Annotated in this window: 22 protein-coding genes and 1 tRNA gene; 11 read left to right on the forward strand and 12 right to left on the reverse strand. The window is 55.9% G+C overall.

Annotated features, from left to right (window positions below):
- Window positions 1–11 precede the first annotated feature (11 nt).
- The 6 genes from hscA (at window position 12) to IT893_RS06555 (ending at window position 5,005) form a co-directional block, all read left to right on the forward strand.
- Window positions 12–1,910 (forward strand): Fe-S protein assembly chaperone HscA, encoded by a 1,899-nt coding sequence (gene hscA, locus IT893_RS06530; RefSeq protein ID WP_197147246.1) that lies wholly within the window; start codon window positions 12–14, stop codon window positions 1,908–1,910.
- A 154-nt stretch (window positions 1,911–2,064) separates the two neighbouring features.
- Window positions 2,065–2,400, forward strand: a complete 336-nt coding sequence (locus IT893_RS06535) for a ferredoxin family 2Fe-2S iron-sulfur cluster binding protein (RefSeq protein ID WP_008890652.1) — start codon at window positions 2,065–2,067, stop codon at window positions 2,398–2,400.
- 54 nt (window positions 2,401–2,454) lie between these two features.
- The gene (gene iscX / locus IT893_RS06540) at window positions 2,455–2,652 is read left to right on the forward strand and encodes a Fe-S cluster assembly protein IscX (RefSeq protein ID WP_008890653.1); all 198 of its coding nucleotides are present in this window, start codon (window positions 2,455–2,457) and stop codon (window positions 2,650–2,652) included.
- 125 nt (window positions 2,653–2,777) lie between these two features.
- Entirely contained in the window at window positions 2,778–3,482 is a 705-nt protein-coding gene (tenA, locus tag IT893_RS06545) for a thiaminase II (RefSeq protein ID WP_063088287.1), read from the forward strand.
- Window positions 3,483–3,599: 117 nt separating this feature from the next.
- Complete coding sequence (gene mnmA / locus IT893_RS06550) at window positions 3,600–4,745, forward strand: tRNA 2-thiouridine(34) synthase MnmA (protein ID WP_197147247.1); 1,146 nt, start codon at window positions 3,600–3,602, stop codon at window positions 4,743–4,745.
- 183 nt (window positions 4,746–4,928) lie between these two features.
- Window positions 4,929–5,005: transfer RNA gene (locus IT893_RS06555), tRNA-Met, on the forward strand.
- A gap of 236 nt (window positions 5,006–5,241) precedes the next feature.
- On the opposite strand, the gene IT893_RS06560 is transcribed toward IT893_RS06555, so the two are convergent.
- The 4 genes from IT893_RS06560 to IT893_RS06575 all read right to left on the reverse strand — a co-directional run bounded on the left by IT893_RS06560 (window position 5,242) and on the right by IT893_RS06575 (window position 7,683).
- Entirely contained in the window at window positions 5,242–5,874 is a 633-nt protein-coding gene (locus tag IT893_RS06560) for a hypothetical protein (RefSeq protein ID WP_197147248.1), read from the reverse strand.
- Between the two features lie 82 nt (window positions 5,875–5,956).
- Window positions 5,957–6,382, reverse strand: coding sequence for a type II toxin-antitoxin system HicB family antitoxin (locus tag IT893_RS06565; protein WP_197147249.1), 426 nt, complete (start codon window positions 6,380–6,382; stop codon window positions 5,957–5,959).
- Between the two features lie 37 nt (window positions 6,383–6,419).
- Window positions 6,420–6,632: a type II toxin-antitoxin system HicA family toxin gene (locus IT893_RS06570; protein WP_197147250.1), complete on the reverse strand. Its 213-nt coding sequence runs from the start codon at window positions 6,630–6,632 to the stop codon at window positions 6,420–6,422.
- 130 nt (window positions 6,633–6,762) lie between these two features.
- Entirely contained in the window at window positions 6,763–7,683 is a 921-nt protein-coding gene (locus tag IT893_RS06575; protein ID WP_197147251.1) for an AraC family transcriptional regulator, read from the reverse strand.
- A gap of 140 nt (window positions 7,684–7,823) precedes the next feature.
- Here IT893_RS06575 and IT893_RS06580 point away from each other — a divergent pair, with 140 nt between their 5' ends.
- Window positions 7,824–8,711 carry an SDR family oxidoreductase gene (locus IT893_RS06580; RefSeq protein WP_197147252.1) on the forward strand — a complete coding sequence of 296 codons (888 nt, stop codon included), beginning with the start codon at window positions 7,824–7,826 and terminating at the stop codon, window positions 8,709–8,711.
- A 34-nt stretch (window positions 8,712–8,745) separates the two neighbouring features.
- Here IT893_RS06580 and IT893_RS06585 read toward each other — a convergent pair whose 3' ends face one another.
- From IT893_RS06585 to IT893_RS06620, 8 genes are all read right to left on the reverse strand, one after another.
- Entirely contained in the window at window positions 8,746–9,795 is a 1,050-nt protein-coding gene (locus IT893_RS06585) for a DMT family transporter (protein ID WP_197147253.1), read from the reverse strand.
- 140 nt (window positions 9,796–9,935) lie between these two features.
- Window positions 9,936–10,847, reverse strand: coding sequence for a DMT family transporter (locus tag IT893_RS06590; RefSeq protein WP_252724097.1), 912 nt, complete (start codon window positions 10,845–10,847; stop codon window positions 9,936–9,938).
- 268 nt (window positions 10,848–11,115) lie between these two features.
- Complete coding sequence (locus IT893_RS06595) at window positions 11,116–12,447, reverse strand: branched-chain amino acid ABC transporter permease (RefSeq protein ID WP_252724098.1); 1,332 nt, start codon at window positions 12,445–12,447, stop codon at window positions 11,116–11,118.
- Window positions 12,444–13,454, reverse strand: a complete 1,011-nt coding sequence (locus IT893_RS06600) for a branched-chain amino acid ABC transporter permease (RefSeq protein ID WP_063088161.1) — start codon at window positions 13,452–13,454, stop codon at window positions 12,444–12,446. The genes IT893_RS06595 and IT893_RS06600 overlap by 4 nt, the downstream gene beginning before the upstream one ends.
- 12 nt (window positions 13,455–13,466) lie before the next feature.
- Window positions 13,467–14,174 (reverse strand): ABC transporter ATP-binding protein, encoded by a 708-nt coding sequence (locus IT893_RS06605; protein ID WP_008890664.1) that lies wholly within the window; start codon window positions 14,172–14,174, stop codon window positions 13,467–13,469.
- Complete coding sequence (locus IT893_RS06610; protein WP_063088159.1) at window positions 14,171–14,953, reverse strand: ABC transporter ATP-binding protein; 783 nt, start codon at window positions 14,951–14,953, stop codon at window positions 14,171–14,173. The genes IT893_RS06605 and IT893_RS06610 overlap by 4 nt, the downstream gene beginning before the upstream one ends.
- A 141-nt stretch (window positions 14,954–15,094) precedes the next feature.
- A complete protein-coding gene (locus IT893_RS06615) occupies window positions 15,095–16,291 on the reverse strand; it encodes an ABC transporter substrate-binding protein (RefSeq protein WP_197147254.1) in 1,197 nt (398 codons plus the stop codon).
- Window positions 16,292–16,547: 256 nt separating this feature from the next.
- Complete coding sequence (locus IT893_RS06620) at window positions 16,548–17,447, reverse strand: LysR substrate-binding domain-containing protein (protein WP_063088155.1); 900 nt, start codon at window positions 17,445–17,447, stop codon at window positions 16,548–16,550.
- 160 nt (window positions 17,448–17,607) lie between these two features.
- On the opposite strand from IT893_RS06620, the gene IT893_RS06625 reads away from it, so the two are divergent.
- The 4 genes from IT893_RS06625 to IT893_RS06640 all read left to right on the forward strand — a co-directional run bounded on the left by IT893_RS06625 (window position 17,608) and on the right by IT893_RS06640 (window position 21,397).
- Window positions 17,608–17,880 carry a hypothetical protein gene (locus tag IT893_RS06625; protein WP_197147255.1) on the forward strand — a complete coding sequence of 91 codons (273 nt, stop codon included), beginning with the start codon at window positions 17,608–17,610 and terminating at the stop codon, window positions 17,878–17,880.
- A 2-nt stretch (window positions 17,881–17,882) separates the two neighbouring features.
- Window positions 17,883–19,067, forward strand: coding sequence for an NADH:flavin oxidoreductase/NADH oxidase family protein (locus IT893_RS06630; protein ID WP_197147256.1), 1,185 nt, complete (start codon window positions 17,883–17,885; stop codon window positions 19,065–19,067).
- Window positions 19,068–19,188: 121 nt separating this feature from the next.
- Window positions 19,189–20,100, forward strand: a complete 912-nt coding sequence (locus IT893_RS06635) for an AraC family transcriptional regulator (RefSeq protein ID WP_197147257.1) — start codon at window positions 19,189–19,191, stop codon at window positions 20,098–20,100.
- Window positions 20,101–20,416: 316 nt separating this feature from the next.
- Window positions 20,417–21,397, forward strand: a complete 981-nt coding sequence (locus tag IT893_RS06640) for a C4-dicarboxylate TRAP transporter substrate-binding protein (RefSeq protein ID WP_063088149.1) — start codon at window positions 20,417–20,419, stop codon at window positions 21,395–21,397.
- Window positions 21,398–21,414 lie beyond the last annotated feature (17 nt).

Below are 21,414 nucleotides of genomic sequence, written 5' to 3' on the forward strand. Positions count from 1 at the left end.
TGGACGTAAGAATGGCTCTGCTAAAAATCCACGAACCGGGCGAAACACCCCTCCCGCACGAGGACGAACGCCAGATCGCTGTCGGGATCGATCTTGGAACCACCAACTCGGTGGTTGCAATCTCGAACTCGGAAAAGCCTGAAGTTCTGCGCGATAAATCCGGTGGCAATGCGATTGTGCCCTCTGTCGTCTATTACGGCGATGACACGCCGGTTGTCGGCGAAGCCGCCCGTGATCAGATCAACTCAGACGCCAGCCGTGTGGTGTCATCGGTCAAACGTCTGATGGGCCGTGGTCTGGAAGACGTCAAATCGGTTGCCGGCACGCTGCCTTATCACGTCGAAATCCCGGAAAAATCCGAAACCGAAAACGGCGAACCGATGATGGTGCGCCTCAATGTCGGTAATCGGGTTTTAACCCCGGTCGAGGTTTCGGCAGATATCCTGCGCGCACTGCGAGCGCGCGCCGAAGAAAGCCTTGATAAGCCTGTCGAAAAGGCCGTGATCACGGTCCCGGCCTATTTCGATGACGGCGCACGTACCGCGACCAAGGATGCGGCCAAGCTGGCCGGTCTGGAAGTCCTGCGTCTGGTCAATGAACCGACCGCAGCCGCCCTTGCCTATGGCCTTGATAACGGGGCAGAGGGTCTTTATGCCGTCTATGACCTTGGCGGCGGGACCTTTGATATCTCGCTTCTGAAAATGCAAAAGGGCGTCTTCCAGGTGAAGGCGACCGGCGGGGATGCCGCCCTTGGTGGCGATGATTTTGATCATGCGATTGCCGAACATCTTCTGGCGGAACGCAAGGATGGCGGTGCGACCGATGATCTTGATGCATCGGATGCCAAGCGCCTGCTAAAGGCCGCCCGCACGGTTAAGGAAAGCCTGACCGATCAGGACAGTGTAGAAGTCACCGTGGCACTCAATGGCACGGACACCAAACACACCGTAACGCGCGATCAGTTTGATGCCATGATCGCCAAGCTGGTTGCCCGCACGGCCGCCATCACCGAACAGGTGCTTGATGACGCCGACGTCTTGCCCGAAGACGTCAAGGGTGTCGTGTTGGTCGGCGGCTCTACCCGCGTGCCAGCCGTGCGCAAGGCGGTGGCCGATCTGTTTGAACAGGAACCGCTGTCGGATATCGACCCGGACGAGGTTGTCGCCCTTGGTGCGGCCCTTCAGGCAGAGGCTTTGACAGGCGGCTCGGACAACCTTCTTCTGGATGTCACGCCGCTGTCGCTGGGGCTTGAAACCATGGGCGGGATTGTTGAAAAGGTCATTGACCGCAACACCCCGATCCCGGTGACCAAGGCACAGGAATTTACCACCTATCAGGATGGTCAGTCGGCCATGATGATCCATGTGGTGCAGGGCGAACGCGAAATGGTTGATCAGTGCCGCTCGCTTGCGCGCTTTGCGCTGACCGGTATTCCGTCGATGGCAGCTGGCGCTGCGCGCATCCGCGTTCAGTTCAATGTCGACGCCGACGGCCTTCTGACCGTCTCGGCCCGCGAGGAAACCACCGGGACTGAACAGGAAGTCGCGGTCAAGCCGACCTATGGCATCAATGAGTCTGATATGGCGACCATGCTGCGCGATAGCATGGTCCATGCTCGCGAAGACATGGAAATGCGCGTCCTGACCGAGGCCCGCGTCGAAGCACGTCGCAACATTCTGGCGGTCAATGCCGCAATGAATGCCGACCGTGCGCTTCTGACCAAGGAAGACGAGGCCAACATCAAGCACGCCATTGCCAATCTTGAAACGGCCGCCGCAGGCGACAACCGCGATGCGATCAATTACGCTGCCGAGGCGCTTGAAAATGCATCCCGCCCGTTTGCCGAGGCCCGTATGGATAGCCGGATCCGCCAGGCACTTGCCGGGCAAAATGTCGATGAAGTTCACTAGGAAGTGAATTAATCGACACCGGTGGAATTGACAAACCGGCGAACTGCGGCGATTGTCCCCGACAACCGCCAAGGTCAGGCCGGATAAGCGACCCGTATCGCGGGGCGCATAAACAGAGATCGAACGAAAAGTATTACCGAGGAGAAAGGCACAAATGCCTAAGATCGTTTTTGTCGAGCCGGATGGCACCGAAAAGGAATTCGAAGTCGCCGACGGCCTGTCTGTTCTGGAAGCTGCCCACAAGAACGGCATTGACCTTGAAGGTGCTTGCGAAGGTTCGCTGGCATGTTCGACCTGCCACGTAATTCTTGAAGATGACTGGTTTGACAAGCTTGATGAACCGTCCGAAGACGAAGAAGACATGCTTGACCTTGCCTTTGGCCTGACCGAGACCTCGCGTCTTGGCTGCCAGATCATCATGAGCGACGAGCTCGACGGTCTGCGTGTCAAACTTCCGTCCGCGACCCGCAACATGATGGTCGACAAGTAAGTTTCACCTTCTGCTGACCGGGCGGATTGCCGCCCGGTGTCAAAGGAGACGGATATGCGTTGGACAGACATTCAGGACATCGCGATCGAGCTTGAGGAAGCCCATCCGGACAAGGATAACCTCAACCTTCGCTTCACCGACCTGCACAAATGGGTCACCGAGCTTGAAGGTTTTGAAGACGATCCTTCGAAGTCGAACGAGAAGATTCTCGAAGCCATCCAGATGGCCTGGATCGACGAGCGCGACGACTGATTTCGATGAGTGTGATGTGCGCCAGACGGCCTGCACCCTGATCACGAAAATGCGGACCAGCCTGCAACATGCGGGCTGGTCCGTTTTTGTTTGAGCCACCATGAATAAAAAGGGAAGGGACCAGCATGAGCAAACCCGCCACCTTCACCGACATCATCCCCGTCGACAGTCTGTTTGGCAAATTGCGCACCTGCGCGCCCGAAGCCTGGCAAAGCTATGTCTGCCATGACTTCGTCAAACAGCTTGGCAACGGCACATTGCCCGAGGCCGCGTTCAAGCATTACCTCATTCAGGATTACCTGTTCCTGATCCAGTTTGCGCGCGCCTATGCGCTGGCGGCCTATAAGGCCGAAGACCTGCATGCCATGCGCCAGTTTTCTGGCACCGTGCATGCCATCCTTGATATGGAAATGAGCCTGCATTTGGACTTCTGCAAAGGCTGGGGCCTGTCCGAGGCCGATATCGTCGCAGAGGCAGAGGCACGGGCGTGCATCACCTATACCCGCTATGTGCTTGATAGGGGTCATCAGGGGGACGTGGTGGACCTGCAGGTGGCCCTGATGCCCTGTATGGTGGGCTATGCCGAAATCGCAAACCGCCTGATGGCAAGTTCTGATACTGTGCTTGACGGCAATCCGTATCGGGCGTGGATTGAAATGTATGCGTCCGACGAATTCCAGGACGTGGCAAAGGCCGAGATCGAGTTGCTTGAACACACAGTTGCCACGCGCGGCGGGCATCGCCGCCTCGAAGGGCTGGTGGAAACCTTTACCATGGCAAGCCGCCTTGAAGCCGATTTTTGGCAGATGGGACTTGATCTGGCAAAATAGGCCAAGATCGCCTATATAAGCCCGAACGATATTTTGCGGGTGGCGGATGCGCCGCCCGTTGCCATTTTGGATTAACCTCTTGTCGCCGTGGCCTTGACCCACGGATGGGTGAGAAACATGAACTCTCTTGGCTTTGATAAAGCCCCGGAAGATACCCGCGTGGTTGTTGCCATGTCGGGCGGGGTTGATAGCTCTGCCGTTGCAGCCCTTCTGAAATCAGAAGGCTATGACGTGGTGGGCATCACGCTTCAGCTTTATGATATGGGGGCCAATGCGCCCACCCGTGCGAAATCCTGTTGTGCCGGGCGCGATATTTATGATGCGCGTAAAGTGGCCGAGGACATCGACATTCCCTATTACGTTCTGGACTACGAATCACGCTTCCGCGAAGAAGTGATCGATGATTTCGCCGACAGCTACATGCGCGGCGAAACCCCGATCCCGTGCGTGAAATGCAATCAGACCGTCAAGTTCCGCGATCTGCTGGAAACGTCTTATGACCTAGGTGCCGATTGCATGGCGACCGGCCATTACGTGCAGCGGAAACTGGGTGCTAATGGCCGTGCCGAATTGCACCGTGCCGCCGATCCCAACCGCGATCAAAGCTACTTCCTGTTCACCACGACCCAGGAACAGCTTGATTTCCTGCGCTTCCCGTTGGGTCATTTGATGAGCAAGGCGGAAACCCGTGCGCTTGCCGCCAATTTCGGCCTTGAAGTCGCCGATAAGCCCGACAGTCAGGACATATGCTTTGTCCCGGATGGCAAATATGCCCGTCTGGTCGAAAAGCTGCGTCCAGAGGCAGGCGAACCGGGCGAGATCGTTGATCTTGATGGCAATGTGCTGGGCGATCATCGCGGCCTGATCCATTACACGGTCGGGCAACGGCGTGGGCTTAATATCGGGGGCACGGCAGAACCGCTTTATGTCGTCAAACTCTCGCCCGAAAAGCGTCAGGTCATTGTCGGGCCGAAGGCAGCCCTTGCCAAGAAACTGGTCTATGTCCGTGAACTTAACTGGCTTGACGGCGATCAGATCGATGAAAACGGGGTTGAGGTCGAAGTCAAACTGCGCTCGGCCATGCAGCCGACCACGGCAACCGTCTACCCCGAAGCATCCGGCGAAGCCCGCATTGAACTGCACGATGCCCAGTTCGGCATCGCGCCGGGGCAGGCCGGTGTGTTCTATCAGGGCGAACGCGTCCTTGGTGGGGGCTGGATCACCCGCGAAGAGCTGATCGGCAACACTGCAAGTGCCGCCTGATCGGGATTGCCCGATTAACGAATAGGACGGGCGAGGGCGCATGTTCCTCGCCCGCCAGTTTCACTAGGGGTTTTACTAAGATGTTTTTTGACAAAATCGTCAAAAAGGCGCTTGACGGGGACGGCTCCCTGACTTAAAAACCGCCTCGTTCCAAGCGCACCGGAACACCACAAAATTCCTTGTGGCCGAGTAGCTCAGCTGGTTAGAGCAGCGGAATCATAATCCGCGTGTCGGGGGTTCAAGTCCCTCCTCGGCTACCAATTAAAAACCCCCTCATGGCTCCGCCTGAGGGGGTTTTTAATTGATCGCCTTGGATCGGGCTTGCCCCCGTGGGTTCACGAGAAAGCGAGGCACGCAGCTTTCGAGAGACGTTGCGCGAAGCGCGCAACGGTCCGCCGGGCTTTGCCCAAGGATAAAAAGCAGCTAAAGGCTGGTTCTTTACTTCCTACTAAGACGCGGAGCTTCTCCGATCTCGCAAAAAAACCGTCATTGTCTTTTACTTATCGTCTGCAAGTGTGATCAGGTGCTCAGAGACAGTTTGCAGTTCTTTCAAGATGTTTGAAATGTGTCCGTCTTTTGGATGGATACTGGAAGTTGAGCTATGCCAGATCTCCTCAGAAGTTAAGTAGGGTTCGTAGGCGTTCATAAATACAATTGCTTCGCGCTTCAGGCTTTGCAAACGCGTTATATTCTGAATCAACTCATCATTTGAATACATTGGGGGTTCAGGAATTAAGACGCTTTCGAGCTGGACCTTCACCATTAGTATGGTCCCTTTGGGAAAGGCAAATTCTTGGAAGCCTTGAAGACCTGAACTTGCCGCCGCCGCTAAGGTGACACAAATTTCAGTTAGTTGAATATTGTACCGCCGTTTACTAGCTGAAACACTTGTCGCTAAATCATCGCGCTGTGCTTGAATTTGTTTGACCACGCCAATCCAAGCAAATGCCCCTCCACCTAGACCGAGCAAGCCAGCCAAGACGGTTTCCCATTGGAATCTCAGCCAAAGGTGGCAAAATCGATTGGAGACGGGTTGGCAAGCGTTATCAACAGCCAAAAGAGCAGCGACAAGCATGAATATAAGTGAGATGGCGATAGCGGCTGCAGTTTTAGCTCTAGAGAAATTCACATTAGTGTCCTGAATTGTTGCGTTGCACTCTTACAAAAAGGGACTGATTTATTTTCTAGAGGTTCGTCTGGAAGCTCGTTGCTTAAGCCGCTTCTACCACGACAGAAATCCGCCGCCCCAACAACGCCAGTGCTGCTTCTAACCGCCCGATCTTCGTCGCATGACGTGGATCAAGCATGCGGCGGACTTCCGTTTCGGCAAGGCCCATCTTGGCGGCAAGCGCGGTGTTGCTCGTACCGGTTTCGCGCATGGTGATGTAAAGGGCGGCCTTGGTTGCCATAAGCGTTCCCAGCGTCACTGTCGGGCGGCCCTTGGCGGAGGAGGGCGTCGGAATATCTTCCTTGGCGATCATGGCCGCCGCGAGCGCTTCCTCAAGCGCATCGGCGATCTCGCGCAAGACTTCGTGCTCTGTCGCGCCATCGGTCGCGCAGCCGGTGACATCCGGCACAATGGCAAGATAACCATCCGCGCCATCATCACTTAAATCTACGGGATAAATAAACCGCATCTCTGTTGCTCCGTTCTGAGTGGGGTATCACCTGATATCAAATATCCTTGGGATCAACGCCCAAATCTTTCAGCGTACTGTTCAGAAGACCGGGGCTTATTTCCTTTTTGCGGTCTTTCAGGGTGGTGCGATGACTTCCCAGATACAACGTACCGTGCGATCCCTTGCCGCGATGTGCCTCGAATGCGAGGTCCAGCCCATGCGCCTTGGCGTATTTCCTGAGCTTGCGCATCAGTTCATTGCCATTCATTCAGCCTTCCCCCGAACGTGCTGATAGGGCTATATTCGAACAAATTTGTTCGAATGTCAACTTTTGGTGTACAATTTTAAAATTGGTAGCCGGGGAGGGACTTGAACCCCCATCTGATGAAGCGACTGCTTTAAGAGTCCCGTGTCGCTGCTAAACTGGAATAACCCCTCGGCGCACAGCCCATCACCCTTTTGAAAGCCGTGCTAAACGCACTTTCAGACTCATAACCGAGCGACAGTGAAATCTGCGAGATCGGTGCGCGCGAATGCAAAAGCTTTTCGCCCGCCAGCATCATCCGCCAGTGCGTGAGGTAAGCCATCGGGCTTTGCCCGACCTTGTCCTTGAAGCGTGCGGCAAAGGCGGATCGGGACATGCCTGAGCATTTTGCAAGGCTTTCCACCGTCCAGTTTTGGGCCGGATCGGCATGGATGGCGGATATGGCCTTGCTGATTTGCGGGTCGGCAAGGGCGAAGAACCAGCCAACCCCCATGGCGTCGTCATTCATGTACATGCGCAACACCTGGATCAGCATCATGTGCGCCAGATGTTGCAATACCAGTTTGCTGCCAGGATCGTTTTTGCGCATCTCCGTCATGGTGCGTTCAATGCAATGGCGAAGTGCTTCGCTTTCATCGCGATTACGAATGACCACAAGCGGCGGCAACATCGCCAGCAACAAGTCGGCCTGTGGCCCGTGAAGGCCAAACCGGCTGCTGGCCACCACGCAATCCCCGCCACCATTCAGTGTGCGAATGACGCCATAGCCGCTTGGCTTGAACGTTGTTCCGGCCAGCATCGGCGGCACATCAAGATCGCTTCCCATCAAGAACGCCTTGCCGTGCGGCAACAAGACGCAGTCGCCTGTTTGCAGATGCACCGGGTCCGCCACCCCATCGACCGAAATCCAGCAGTCGCCCTCAACCACGGCGGCGGTTTTGATGTTTTGCCCCTGATCGGGAAACTGGATCGCCCAGGGCGCGCCGATATCGAACCCGGCCGAAAGGTAGTTTTCCGGGCGGAGCAGGGCGAGGATATCGGAAAGCGGATCCATGGTTGGCCTGTTTGTGGACGAATGAGAATATATATTGGACTCATACGCATAGATCGTCCAGATCGCAAGCGATATCGTGCTTGGGATCGGAGCATGATGTGTTCCAGTTTTTCCAGATGTGATGTAAGGACGGAGTGACGATGCGTGTGTTTGTAACAGGTGCGACGGGATTTGTCGGATCAGCTGTGGTGCAGGAACTTATTGATCACGGGCATTCGGTCTTAGGCCTGACGCGTTCCGAAGCGGGGGCCGAAAAGCTTGCCGCACTCGGGGCGAACGCCTTTCACGGTGATCTTGAGGACGTGGGCAAACTTCAAAGCGGGGCGGCTTCCTGTGATGCCGTGATCCATACTGCCTTTGATCATGATTTTTCCCGCTATGTCGAAAATTGCGAAAAGGACCGCCGCGTGATCAAGGCAATGGGATCGGTTCTGGCCGGATCGGATCGTCCGATGATTGTGACATCGGGTATCGCGCTTCTGCGTGCTGATCGGCCTTTGGTTGAAAGCGATACGGTCAGCGGAGATATCCCGCGTAAGGCCTCAGAAGAGGCTGCAGCCGAAATAGCAGCATATGGCGTGAATGTCTCGGTTATGCGGTTGCCGCCGTCAGTGCACGGGGCGGGCGATCATGGCTTTGTACCGCTTCTGATCAATCTGGCGCGCGAAAAGGGATTTGCCGCCTGTATCGAGGATGGCGAGAACCTGTGGCCTGCGGTGCACCGCTTCGATGCAGCACGGGCCTATCGCCTCGCCATCGAGGATAACGCCAGCCAAACCGCCTATCATGCCGTGGCTGAAGAAGGTGTTGCCTTCGCCGATATTGCCCACACCATCAGCATTGGGCTTGGCGTTCCGCTTAAGTCCCTGACGGTCGAGCAGGCTGACGACTATTTCGGTTGGTTCAGCCATTTCGCGGCTATCGATTGCTGCGCCTCCAGCGGCCGAACGCAGCAGGTGCTTGGTTGGACGCCGCGTGAGATTGGCCTGATTGAGGATATGCAGACTGCTGGATATTTTAATGATTGAGCTTCAAAGGAAAGGCCGGAAAATCCGGCCTTTCTTATTTAGTTGGCGTGACGGACTGAGCTGCCTTGGGACGGGATAAAATCCGCCCGTCAATAACAAGCAAGCCAAGTCCGATAACCGCCATTCCGATCGTGTGCTGCCCCAAAAGGACCTCGCCCAGAAAGCCGACCCCCAGCAGAATCGCACTGACCGGGATCAGGAAGGTGACAAGCAGAAGGTTGCTTGCCCCAGCACGCTTGAGGATGGCGAAGTAAAGGATATAGGCGAGTGCTGTGCTGAGTGTGGCAAAGCCCAGCACGGCAAGGATGGTGCTGGTGGTGGGAACCGGCAGGTGCCAGGGCTGATCAATCAGGATTGATAAGGGCAGGAGCATCAGGCTTGATGCGCTGGTCATGCCGGCCGCGGTCAGGATTGGCGGGGTGGTGGCAAAACGTCTGCCAAACACCCCGGCGCAGCCATAACTGAACGCAGCGAACAGAACCGCCGCCGGGGCAAGCAGACCAACCTCCGTGCCAGATGTCGGTACGCCAAAAATCACGATTACGCCGCCAAACCCGATCAGGACACCGATGGTTTTGCGCAAGGTGAGCTTTTCGCTGTCGGTTGCGATATGGGCAATCAGCAGGGTGAAAAGCGGGGTGGTGGCATTCAGGATTGCGGCAAGGCTGCTGGTGATTTGTGTCTGGCTCCAGACAATCAGGCAAAAGGGTATCAGGTTGTTAAGCCCGCCCATCACGGCAACGCCCGCCCAGAATTTCGGATCACGCGGGATGGCGATATCGCGCAACAATACCACCCACCACAGAACCATGGTCGCAATCGACACCCGGCACAGCACAAGCGTCAGGGGCGGCAAATCGACAAGCGCGATCTCCGTAAAGAAAAACGACCCACCCCACAGGACCGATAGCGAGATCAGCATTAACCAACTGATGCGGTCCATCGGCTGGGTGGGCAGTTGTTTGGGTTGTAAGCCACCAGCGGATGAGAGGTTTCTCGGGCCATTAATGCCGCGAAGTTTCGGGCGGCAAGCCAGTTCCATATCAAGCGATATCAAACGTGTGGTGTTTTCATGGGGCAGCATCGCGGGCTCCGTCGATCTGTTGGTGACCAACGAAGGTTAGGCGGATTGGTTTTTGGCTGCTCGCCAGTTTCGGACCTGAAGGTGGGATCAAAAAACGGGGCCCAAGCGGCCCCGTTTTAATCATCAGACAATCAGGTGTCCTATTCCGCCGCGAGGGTTTTATTCCTCATACCAATGAACTTCGGAAGCCGCGCAAAGATCGTGATGTTGCCAAGTAACACCATTGCAAGCCCGGTTGCCCCGATCGGTGTCCAGACATAGCCTTCAAGGAAGGTTGAAACCGTGAGCGCCACAACAGGGAACAGGACGGTGACATAGGCCGCTCGTCCTGCTCCAACCCGGTTGATCAGTGCGAGATAGGCTATGAAGGCCACGACCGAGCCCGGAATGGCGAGATACAGCAAGCCACCGATATAGATCGGATCGGTCGGCATGACCGGGGTCTGGCCGCGTAAGGTCGCAAAGATAAACAGCAATACCGTGCCGTAGATCATGCCACGCGCGACCGCATCACGGTTGGGAATGCCCATGCGGTTGAGTTTAACCGACACCATATTGCCACAGCTAAACACCGCCGTGCCGCCAAGCGCAAGCAGCATGCCGGTGATGGCATTGGCGTTGTGCGACAGGGCATAGATCTGGTTGGCAAACAGACAGGCGATGCCAGCAAGCCCGAATGCCGCACCAAAGACAAAGCGCAGGCCCGGGCGATTGCCGTAAAAGGCCCAGTTGCCCAGCGCATTGAAAATGGTCGAGGTGGTGAAAATCACCGCGACAATGCCGCTGGCGATATAGCCGGTCGCCGAATACATCAGGATAAAGTTGATGCCAAACAGCCCGCAGCCCAAAAGCACGATCCATGGATGCGCGTGCCATGGCACAGGGCGCCATTTGCGCGTTATCAACAGGAAGCCGCACAAAACGACCGCGGCCAGCGCAAAGCGATAAAAGATCGAGATTTCGACCGGGATTGGTCCGATCTGAAGTTTGATCGCATACCAGGTAAATCCCCAGCAGGCGGTGACGATCACGAATAAGAGGGCTGTCATCATCGGGGCTTTCAAAACAGCACGTGCGCGAGGGGCGGTGGCACGAAGGGTGACGGGTGATGCAGAACTGGTCACGCAGGTTGGCAGCGCGCGGGGACCAATCAGGGCTTTTGCGAATATATGGGGCATATCCGCAAACCAATAATAGGCCACAGTCAGCCTCGCGTGGCTTTCACGTTCTTGCGGTATTTTCGGATTTTTGCGGAGGGTTCGCCGCATAAAAAAACGGGGCGGATACTGCATTGTATCCGCCCCGCTTTTGAATGTTTGGTCAGGAAGACCGCGTCATTGCTGTTGATCGGTTGGTGGCCTCGGGGATCAGTCCCTTTGGCGCAAACCGCATAACGATCAAAAGGATCGCCCCCATCATCAGATAGCGCATATAGGCCGCACCGGCGACCAGGTGCTGGGCAAGCTCCGATCCTTCGCCAAGCGGGGCGGTGATCGTTGACATGAACCAGTTGCCAAACGGCTCTGCCTCGACCCAAAGGAACCAGATGATAAAGCCACCCAGGATCGAGCCCCAGTTGTTGCCAGACCCACCGAGGATCACCATCACCCAGATCAGGAAGGTGTAGCGCAGCGGAATGTAACTGGTTGGCGTTAACTGACCATCAAGCGTAGTTAGCATCGCACCGGCAATCCCGCACACCGCACAGCCCAGAACAAAGGTCTGAAGGTGACGACGTTTGACATCCTTGCCCATCGCGGCTGCCGCATCGCGGTTGTCACGAATGGCACGCATCATGCGGCCCCACGGCGACTTCAATGCGCGTTCGGCAAACCACATTATGATCGCAAGCACGATGACAAACAGCACCGCATAGCACAGTTTGACAAACAGGCTGGCGGCATCGGAAATCTCGGTTGCACCAAAGAAGTTGGCCAGGCTGATGAACCATTCGCTTTCGATCAGGTCGACTTCATAGGGCACCGGGCGTGGAATGCCGGTGACGTTCTTGACCCCGCGCGACAGCCATTCTTCGTACTTGATGATCGCAATGATGATCTCGGAAATGCCTAGGGTGGCAATCGCCAGATAATCGGCCCGCAGGCCAAGCGCGATCCGCCCGATCAGCCAACCGCCACCAGCGGCCACCAGACCGGCAAGCGGCCACGCAACAAGCACGGGCAAGCCGGCACCACCCAGATAACCACTGAGCGCCGGGTCAATGCTTTCAATCGCATCGGTCGCCGGTCCAAAGAACACGCCAATCAGGAAATAACCCGCCAGCAAAAGAGCAAGCGTGACCGGAAGCTTCAATGCCGGGTGAACAAATCGGCGGGCGTAGATGACCGCAACGATGGTCGCAGCAAGGCTCAGCAAGGAAAGGGCAATATCCCCACCGGCAGCGGCCCAGGCTTCGCCCACAGGCGGCATTGAGACCAGAACGGCGGTAAGGCCACCAAGGGCGGTAAAGCCCATCACACCGACATTAAACAGGCCGGCATAGCCCCACTGCATATTGACGCCGAGCGCCATCACCGCGGAGATCACACAAAGATTGAAGATGCCAAAGGCGACGTTCCAGCTTTGAAGAAAGCCGATCGCGATCAACACCAGGCACATCAAGCCATATAGGAGCGCAACTCTCTTCGTCATATCACTTTCCCACGAATAATACCGGTTGGCCGGATCAGAAGAACCGCGACCAGAATGATGAAGGAGACTGCAAACTTGTAGTCCGTCGACAGAAGTTGCACGAGCCCGTCCGGCGCCCAATCCGTCGGGCCGAGATAGGTCAGGAACTTCTTGAAGGCATAGGTCACCGTCACCTCGGAGAAGGCAACAATGAACGCGCCCAAAATCGCGCCGACCGGTTGCCCGATGCCGCCCAGAATGGTGGCGGCAAAGATCGGAAGCAGGATCTGCAAGAAGATGAACGGCTTATAGGTCTTATCAAGGCCATAAAGCGTGCCGGCGATGGCCGCCAGTGCCGCGGCGATAACCCAGCAGATCATCACCACACGTTCCGGGTTGATCCCCGAAAGCAGTGCCAGATCCTCGTCATCGGAATAGGCGCGCATGGCCTTGCCCGACCGGGTTTTCTGCAAGAACCAGAACAGCCAGGCAACGACAATGGCGGTGACAACCACCGTGATCAACTGGCTTTGCTTGATCGCAATACCTTCATCAAGGCCCAAGGCACGGCGTGAATCAATCGCTCCAATGATAAAACGCTCCCCATCGGCAAAGCTTTGATCGGCCGGGCCGATGACGATGCGGATAATACCGGCAATCAGGAACATGACGCCGACTGAAACAATGGCAAAGACAATCGGGTTTGAGCGCTGCTTGCGATAAAACCGGAACACCATCCGATCCATGACAAGCGCCATGCTGATGGCGGCCAATACCCCAATCGGCAACGCCAGAAGGGCGGTCGGGAAGGGGTCGATAGAAACGCCCATATTTTGCAGGAACCATGTGACCAAAATCGTGATCATGGTGCCAAATGACATCAACTCGCCATGCGCAAAGTTCGCAAAGCGCAGGATGCCGAAAATAAGTGTGACGCCAAGCGCCCCAAGGGCGAGCTGTGCACCATAGGCAGTCGCCGGAACGACCACAAAATTGGTAAACAGCGCGAGTGCGTTAAGAATTTCCATTCAAGTCCCCACTTAGCCGCCCAGGAAGGAGCGGCGAACTTCTTCGTTGGCGAGAAGGGCTTCGCCCGTATCGGTGAACCGGTTGCGTCCCTGCACCAGGACAAAACCATGATCGGCGATCTCAAGCGCCTGACGGGCATTTTGTTCAACCATCAGAATGGCGACGCCGGTTCTGGCGACTTCGACGATCTTGTCGAACAATTCATCCATAACGATTGGCGAAACACCCGCAGTCGGTTCATCAAGCATAAGCAGCTTTGGCTGGGTCATAAGTGCCCGGCCAACCGCGACTTGTTGGCGTTGACCACCGGAAAGCTCGCCTGCGGGCTGATTGCGTTTTTCGCCAAGGATCGGGAACAGATCGAAAATCTGTTGTTTGGTTTCCTCGATCTTGTCGTCCTTGCGGATGAAGGCCCCCATATCGAGGTTTTCCTCGACCGTCATCGAAACGAACACGTTGCGGTTCTGGGGCACAAAGCCCATGCCCTCGGGCACGCGTTCCTGCGGGGCAAGGTTGGTGATATCCTTGCCATCCAGAACCACCGATCCTTCACGCAGGTTCAGCATGCCGAACACTGCCTTCATCGCGGTTGATTTACCGGCACCGTTGGGGCCGACGACAACGGCGATCTCGCCCTTTTCAACGGTAATCGTGCAGTCATGAAGGATATCACTGCCGCCATAGCCGCCGGTCATGCCGGTTGCGCTTAAGAAACTCATGACGGCACCTTCCGTTCATGCTTGCGACCTGTGCCGAGATAGGCCTCGATGACCTCTTCGTTATTCTTGACCTCTTCGATCGTCCCCTGGGTAAGGACTTTGCCCTCGGCCATGACGATCACGGGATCACACAGGCTGGCAATGAAATCCATGTCATGTTCGATCAGGCAGAAGGTATAGCCGCGCTCTTCATTGAGGCGCTTGATCGAGGTCGCAATGGTATTAAGCAGCGTACGGTTCACGCCGGCACCAACTTCATCAAGAAAGACGATCTTTGGTTCGACCATCATGGTACGGCCCAGTTCCAGCAGTTTCTTCTGCCCGCCGGAAAGATTGCCCGCCAGCTCGTGCTTGATATGGTCAATCTCAAGGAAATCGATCACCTCAAGCGCGCGCTCGTAATTTTGGGCTTCGATTTCTTTGACGCGGGAATAGTTAAACCAGCTATGGCGCAATTGTTCGCCCGGCTGGTTGCCCGGAACCACCATCAGATTGTCCAGCACACTCAGTGTCGAGAATTCGTGCGCAATCTGGAAGGTTCGCAAAAGGCCCTTGTGGAAAAGTTCGTGCGGTTCAAGGTGGGTTACGTCTTCGTCATCAAGGAATATTTTCCCCGAGGACGGCGGAAAGACGCCCGCAATAATATTGAACAATGTTGTTTTACCGGCACCATTCGGCCCGATCAGGCCGGTGATGGAACCTTTTTCAATGGATAGCGATACGCCATCGACTGCCTGAATGCCGCCGAAATTCTTGGCGATGTTTTCGACCCGTATCATTGGGAGTTTTTGACCCTTGTCATGCGTTCTGTACCGGGGAGATCAACCAAGTATTGCGGTGACGGCCCGGTAATAGAGGAACTGCCAGAAACCGAAGTCTCTGACAGTTCCAGCGTCGTTAGCGATCAAAGGATGACCGGCTTAGTGGTACATCTCCGTTTCCCACTTGCCGCCCTTGATTTCCGTTTCGCGGAAGCTACCAGCGGACTCGCCCGGCTCGATCAGTTCGAGCGCGGTACCACCGACATAGTCGATGTCACCACCATCAGCGAGGATCTGAAGCGCCTTGGCCAGTTCACCCGGATAGATTTTCTCACCCGGTGCATTGGCGACTTTCAGGATGTGGTCTTTGTAGACAGCACTATCCGTCGAGCCAGCCGACTGCATGGCCAGCAGAAGCAGGGCAGATGCATCATATGCTTCCGGGACATAAGGGTCATCACCCTTGAAGCCCTTGCCCGAAGCCAGTTCGGCCAGCATGGACGCGCCCGGGCTGTCAGTACCCGGGTTGGTGCCGATCGATCCATCAAGCATATCACCGAAGTTGTCGGTCAGTGCTTCACCAACCATGCCGTCCGGCAGGACGAACTTGTCGAACGCACCGGTATCAAGCGATGCCTGGATGATGCCTTTACCGCCCTGGTCAAGGTAACCGGCAACAATCAGAACTTCACCACCGGCAGATGCCAGGGTGCCGATTTCAGCAGAATAGTCGGCTTTGCCGTCTTCATGGGCTGCAACGGCGGTGATTTTGCCGCCTTTTGCTTCGTATGCCGCCTGAATGGCCTCAGCAAGACCCTTGCCATAGTCGTTGTTGGTGTAGGTCAGCGCAGCCGATTTGATGCCGCGACGATCAAGGATTTCAGCAATGATTTGGCCCTGACGTGCGTCCGACGGTGCGGTACGGAAGAAGTAACCGTCATCTTCGATTTCGGTCAGCGCCGGCGAGGTTGCCGACGGCGAAATCATCACGATGCCGTTTGCGCGGACAACGTTGTTCAGGATGGCCGTGGTCGCGCCAGAGCAGGTCGCACCGTTAATGCCATGGACGCCATCAGACGTCACAAGACGATCAGCCGCCGCGGTGGCTGCTGCTGCGTCGATACAGGTACTGTCACCGCGTACCGAAACAACTTCACGCCCGCCAAGCAGCAGGCCGCTGTCGGAAACTTCCTTAATGGCCAATTCGCCGCCAAGTGCCATCGGCTTGACGAGTGATTCCGTCGGGCCGGTGAAGCCTTGCAGCATGCCGATCTTTACCTGTTCCTGTGCAGATGCGCCTGCGACGACAGCCGTCGAAAGTGCTGCCGAGAAGAGGAGGGTAGAGAGTTTTCCCATAGTGTAGCCTTCCCTGTTTTATTGGGCCTTTATATTCGTGGGGCAGTATACAGAAAACACAACGCGTTTCCAGTTTCTTAACTTTAAGTTACAAAATCGCTCTTGCATATGGGGCGGGTGGCGGCAGGTTTCGCGACCAAACGGAAGGACGCAGGTGTGGCTGAGTTCACACCTATGATTGCGTGAGTTTCGTGATGTCACGGCGGGCAATGAGCGCCGTATATGGGGCACAACAGGGGCTTTGATGCCCGGGTGATCAGGCAAACACCCGCATGCCGCGTTCGGAAATCTTGCGGAACCCGGCAATGACATGTTCGGCCAATGCCTCCTCGACCGCGCCATGGCCGTCACGCTTGGCCAGGGTCATGCGGTATTCACCGATTTCCGGCAGGCCGTGCGACGGGCCAAGATGCACAAGATCATCTGAAATCACACTGATCGGAAGCGGCGCAATCGCCAGATCGGCCCGCACGGCGGCAATCTGTGCCTGGCAAAACTCGCTGGTATAGGCGATGCGGTAATTTACCCCCGCATCATCAAGCGCCTTAAGTGCCATGGTCCGCCAGTAACAACCGGGTTCGGCCATCGATACCGGCAGGGGGCGTTTGTCAATCGCGCTGCCATGACGCGCGCCCAGCCAGACCAGCGGTTCGGCGTGGATCGGTGGTTGGCGATCAAGCTCCGCATCAAAACTGAAGACTGCGATATCAAGATCGCCCTTATGGATGGCCTGACGCAGGGTGCGTGTCGGACCCAGATTGACGTCGATATCAACATGCGGGTGGGTTTGCGCAAACCGTTTGAGGATCTCGGGAATGGCAACGATGCCGGTGTCATTCGGGACGCCAAGCCGCACGGTGCCGGCAAATTCCGGGGCATGAAAATGCGACATCGCCTCGTCATTGAGTTTAAGCAAACGCCGCGCATAACCCAGCAAAACCTCGCCATCCTCGGTCATGGTTACCTTGCGGGTTTCGCGTTTGAACAATTCCCGCCCGACCATGGTTTCAAGCTTTTTGACCTGAAGGCTGATCGCCGAGGCACTGCGATGAACCTTCTCGGCCGCGCGTGAAAAATTGCCAGTCTCGCAGATCGCGACAAACGTTCTGGCAAGATCGAGATCAAGATTGTGAACAACGCTTGTCGGGGAATTCATGATCGGCCTCTTGGTAAAAGGAACGCGATGGGTGCGTTTCGCAACAATAGCGCGAAACTTATGCTGTGAGTTTTTCTAATAGATAAGATTAGATCTTCTCGTTTGATTAATCAATGAGGAATCCTCAATCTTGGATAAACACAGATTGGAGATTCTCATCATGAAAGCGATCACATCTTTCGAACATGCCCCGCTGGGCCTTGTCGGTCACCTGCGTGCGGCCATCGAAGCCTGGCAAAATGAACGCGCGATCCGGAAAGCCTCTGCCGCCAAAACTTTGCGTGATGTAGCAACTGCTACCAGCATGTCTCACCTGAGTGCGGCGGAACTGCATGAGGGCCGCCGCACACATGGCACGTACATCACCGAACCGGGGGATGTCCTGTCGGGACTGGTTCTGAATTGGCCATCCCCGTCGCGCAAGGATCATTGATCTTGGAAAATCCGTTGTTCAGACCGTTGGAGCTTCCAAATGGTGTCATCCTCAAGAACCGGATTGCGAAATCGGCAATGTCGGACTCGCTTGGGGATGGCACCGGCCACCCGACCAAGGCCCAGAATCGGCTTTACCGCCGCTGGGCCGAGGGTGGGGTGGGGGTGTCGATCATCGGTGAAGTACAGGCGCAACCGGGATATGCCGAAAAGCCCGGTAATCTTGTGCTCGATGATAATGCGGACCTTGACCGGTTCCGCACGCTTGCCCGGCAGGGCTCGGTAAAGGGCAGTAACCTTTGGCTACAACTTGGTCATGCCGGCGCACTTGCCTATGCCCCGACCAGCACGCCAAAGGGGCCGAGTGCGCTTGATCTTCCGGACCTGAAATGTGCGGCACTGACAGATGATGAAATCCGTAAAATCCCGGCCCAATTTGCAAGAACTGCCAAACTTGCTGAGCATGCCGGGTTTGGCGGGGTGCAAATTCACGCGGCCCATGGCTTCTTGCTTAGTCAGTTTCTTTCACCGCTGTTTAACAAGCGCTGCGACGACTACGGCGGGCCGATTGCCAATCGCATGCGGTTGCTACTTGAAACCATTGGTGCCGTGCGCGCAGCCGTCGGGCCCGGTTTCGTCGTGGCAGTCAAACTGAATGCCACCGATCAGCTTGAAGGTGGCCTAAGCGAAGATGATGCCTTGGCTGTCGTCGCCACGCTTGATCAGACCAAAATCGATCTGATTGATATCAGTGGCAGCACTTATTTTCCGGGGGCAAAGGCGGCCTCTGATGGTGCTGGCGGCGGGCCTTATTTCATGAATTTCGCCAAGCGGGCCCGCAAGGTTACCACCAAGCCCTTGATGTTGACCGGTGGCTTTAAGACCCGCGCACAGGCAGAGCAGGCGCTGAATAGCGGCGTCATCGATATCGTCGGACTGGCGCGCGCACTGGTTATCGAGCCCGCCCTGCCAGATATCTGGCAATGCGATGATTACCATGATCCGGTCTTTCCCCGTTTTGATCATGCGCCGACTGGTGGCATTACGGCATGGTACACCATGCGACTGACGGCGCTGGCAGGGCGGATGGAAATGCCGGAATTTGATGATCTGGATCAGGTCCTTGCCGCCTACGAAGCGCGGGATGCGGACCGGGCGCGGATTTGGTTGCGGCATTTCGGCATTTGATCGTTACGCGGATGGGCGGCGTTTTCACATTCTTGCGCAAAACAGGTCAGGGTTGCATGCGCATTGCTTTGCAAATCCAGATCACAATGCGATGATGTGGTCTTCATGTCAGGAACAGAAAATGGCAGAGACCGCATCATCCTTTCAGCCCAACGGGCGCTATCAGAAGTTTGAAGTCTTCAATCAATTGATTGGGGATGCGAACCTGTTGCGCGCGGGTGATTTCGGCGAAAGCATCTCGGCGGCCCACTGGCGGCGCAAGGCAGATGTCCTGACCCGCTATACCGATCCTGATCACCACACCATCAGTCTCTATGTCAATGGCGGTACGGGCATTCAGCGCAAGATCGGCGCAGACCCGATGAGTGGCGGTGGTCCCGGTCGGTGTTGTTTGATGCCGGCCTATCTGACATCGGACTGGCTGGTGCATGGCGAGGTGGAGCTGTTTCACGTTTATATTCCGCATGCCGCCTGGGAACGCGCCGTGGTCGAGGCCTTTGACATTGAACCCAATGCGGTCGAAGTCCCGGAAAAGACGTTTTTCCTTGATCCGCTGATCGAACAGACTGTGCGGCAGGCAATGTTGCCACTTGATTGGGAGGTGCCCGCCGATCGGATGGCAATGTCGAATGCCGGGCAGCTTTTGATGGGCCATATGCTGCGCAGTTACTCAACGCGCCGTGATCTTGGTTTCAAGGTCCGCGGTGGGTTGTCGCCTGTGATCAAACGCCGGGTGTTTGATTTTGTCGATGCCAACCTTGATCAACCGCTAACCATCGAAGAACTGGCAGACGTTGCTGATTTGTCGGCTTATCACTTTGCCCGCATGTTCCGCAAAACCGTCGGCGAGGCACCGCACCAATTCGTTCTGCGTCGGCGGATCGAACGCGCAATGCATATGTTGCGTGATGGCAACGCCCCGGTTGCCGAAATCGCGCTTGAAACCGGCTTTTCCAGTCAGGCCCATCTGACCACGCGGTTTAGCCGCTTTACCGGGCTGACACCTGCGAAATATCGCAGCATTTCCCAATAACATCTCCCGTCTTTCTATTGGCCGCCTGATCCAACCATCTGATCAGGTGGCTTTTTGCTGTCGCGTCCTCTGACCGAGCTCGCTGAGCAGGGCGTCTGATTGGTGTGCTTTCGGGCGCGTTTGTCTGCGGTGATCATTGTCCGGTCACTGACAAGTTGCCCGGTGGCAAGGGATGATTTTTATTCAAGTTATTGAAAATAAACAAATTTACAGGCTTGAGAAATTCGTTGACAAGATAGAGGCGAGATATCTAGAATTTCAAAGCAACTAAAATATCAATTTTGGTAAAAGCCAATCCATCGGGAGGATGTCTCTAATGAAACTCACTATGAAATCACTCGGACTGTGTGCAGTCGTCGCAGGCGCACTGGCCGCTGTCATGCCGGCAAACGCGGCAACAACCCTTCGGATCGGGACCGTTCTGGCCCCGAATGATCCGATGGGACAGGGACTTGAAAAGTTTAAAACGGATGTGGAAAAGGCAACCAACGGCGATGTGGAGATCGAGATTTTCCACAACTCGCAGCTTGGTGACACCACTGAAATGATCGATCAGGCGCGTGCGGGTGCTGCTGTCGGTACCGTGACCGATGTCGCCCGTTTGTCCAGTTTCGTGCCGTCACTTGCTATCATGTCGGCACCGTTCCTGTTCGATACCTATGAACAGGCTGACAAATTTGCCCTTTCGGATGAATACATTTCCTGGGGTGAAGAATTGCGTGAAAAATCCGGCCTCGTGATGATTGCCTCGAACTGGTATCAGGGCGCGCGCCATGCCCTGACGCAGAAGCCGATTTCAAGCCCGGCCGATCTTTCGGGTGTTCGTATGCGTACCATCGGTGCACCGGTCTGGATTGAAACCATCCGTGCGATGGGTGCAGAACCGACCCCGATTGCCTGGGGCGAAGTCTACAGCGCCCTTCAGCTTGGCACGATTGACGCCGCCGAAGCACAGCCGACCGCGATCTGGAACGCCAAGCTTTATGAAGTGATCAAGAACGTCACCAAAACCGGCCATATCCAGCTTGTCACCGCACTGGTTGTCGGTGCCGAAGCCTGGGACGAAATTTCACCGGAAAACCAGAAAATCGTTCGTGATCTGGCCGTGGAAAATGGTCGTTATGCCTCGGCCCTGACCATCGAGCTCGGTGAAAAGGCGCTTGAAGACGTTGCTGCAAGTGGCGTTGAGGTCAGCGAAGTTGATCTGGCACCGTTCAAGGAAGCCGTCAAACCGGTTTACCAGATGCTCGAACTCGAAGCAGAAGCCGCTGTTGTTAACAAGGTTCTTGGTCGCTAAGACCACGAACCTTCTGG

It is taken from the genome of Thalassospira sp. A40-3, assembly GCF_015871485.1.
In the GTDB taxonomy this organism is placed as follows: Bacteria; Pseudomonadota; Alphaproteobacteria; order Rhodospirillales; family Thalassospiraceae; genus Thalassospira; species Thalassospira tepidiphila.

Excerpts from the sequence above, each read along its gene's own strand:
- IT893_RS06575 (WP_197147251.1), bottom strand. The coding sequence starts at position 7,683 with ATGGATCCGCTTTCCGATATCCTCGCCCTGCTCCGCCCGGAAAACTAC.
- IT893_RS06580 (WP_197147252.1), top strand. The coding sequence starts at position 7,824 with ATGCGTGTGTTTGTAACAGGTGCGACGGGATTTGTCGGATCAGCTGTG.
- IT893_RS06605 (WP_008890664.1), bottom strand. The coding sequence starts at position 14,174 with ATGAGTTTCTTAAGCGCAACCGGCATGACCGGCGGCTATGGCGGCAGT.
- IT893_RS06585 (WP_197147253.1), bottom strand. The coding sequence starts at position 9,795 with ATGCTGCCCCATGAAAACACCACACGTTTGATATCGCTTGATATGGAA.
- IT893_RS06635 (WP_197147257.1), top strand. The coding sequence starts at position 19,189 with ATGGCAGAGACCGCATCATCCTTTCAGCCCAACGGGCGCTATCAGAAG.
- IT893_RS06610 (WP_063088159.1), bottom strand. The coding sequence starts at position 14,953 with ATGATACGGGTCGAAAACATCGCCAAGAATTTCGGCGGCATTCAGGCA.
- IT893_RS06565 (WP_197147249.1), bottom strand. The coding sequence starts at position 6,382 with ATGCGGTTTATTTATCCCGTAGATTTAAGTGATGATGGCGCGGATGGT.
- IT893_RS06595 (WP_252724098.1), bottom strand. The coding sequence starts at position 12,447 with ATGACGAAGAGAGTTGCGCTCCTATATGGCTTGATGTGCCTGGTGTTG.
- IT893_RS06600 (WP_063088161.1), bottom strand. The coding sequence starts at position 13,454 with ATGGAAATTCTTAACGCACTCGCGCTGTTTACCAATTTTGTGGTCGTT.
- IT893_RS06620 (WP_063088155.1), bottom strand. The coding sequence starts at position 17,447 with ATGAATTCCCCGACAAGCGTTGTTCACAATCTTGATCTCGATCTTGCC.
- IT893_RS06590 (WP_252724097.1), bottom strand. The coding sequence starts at position 10,847 with ATGATGACAGCCCTCTTATTCGTGATCGTCACCGCCTGCTGGGGATTT.
- IT893_RS06625 (WP_197147255.1), top strand. The coding sequence starts at position 17,608 with ATGAAAGCGATCACATCTTTCGAACATGCCCCGCTGGGCCTTGTCGGT.
- mnmA (WP_197147247.1), top strand. The coding sequence starts at position 3,600 with ATGAACTCTCTTGGCTTTGATAAAGCCCCGGAAGATACCCGCGTGGTT.
- IT893_RS06640 (WP_063088149.1), top strand. The coding sequence starts at position 20,417 with ATGAAACTCACTATGAAATCACTCGGACTGTGTGCAGTCGTCGCAGGC.
- IT893_RS06570 (WP_197147250.1), bottom strand. The coding sequence starts at position 6,632 with ATGAATGGCAATGAACTGATGCGCAAGCTCAGGAAATACGCCAAGGCG.
- IT893_RS06535 (WP_008890652.1), top strand. The coding sequence starts at position 2,065 with ATGCCTAAGATCGTTTTTGTCGAGCCGGATGGCACCGAAAAGGAATTC.
- tenA (WP_063088287.1), top strand. The coding sequence starts at position 2,778 with ATGAGCAAACCCGCCACCTTCACCGACATCATCCCCGTCGACAGTCTG.
- IT893_RS06615 (WP_197147254.1), bottom strand. The coding sequence starts at position 16,291 with ATGGGAAAACTCTCTACCCTCCTCTTCTCGGCAGCACTTTCGACGGCT.
- iscX (WP_008890653.1), top strand. The coding sequence starts at position 2,455 with ATGCGTTGGACAGACATTCAGGACATCGCGATCGAGCTTGAGGAAGCC.
- hscA (WP_197147246.1), top strand. The coding sequence starts at position 12 with ATGGCTCTGCTAAAAATCCACGAACCGGGCGAAACACCCCTCCCGCAC.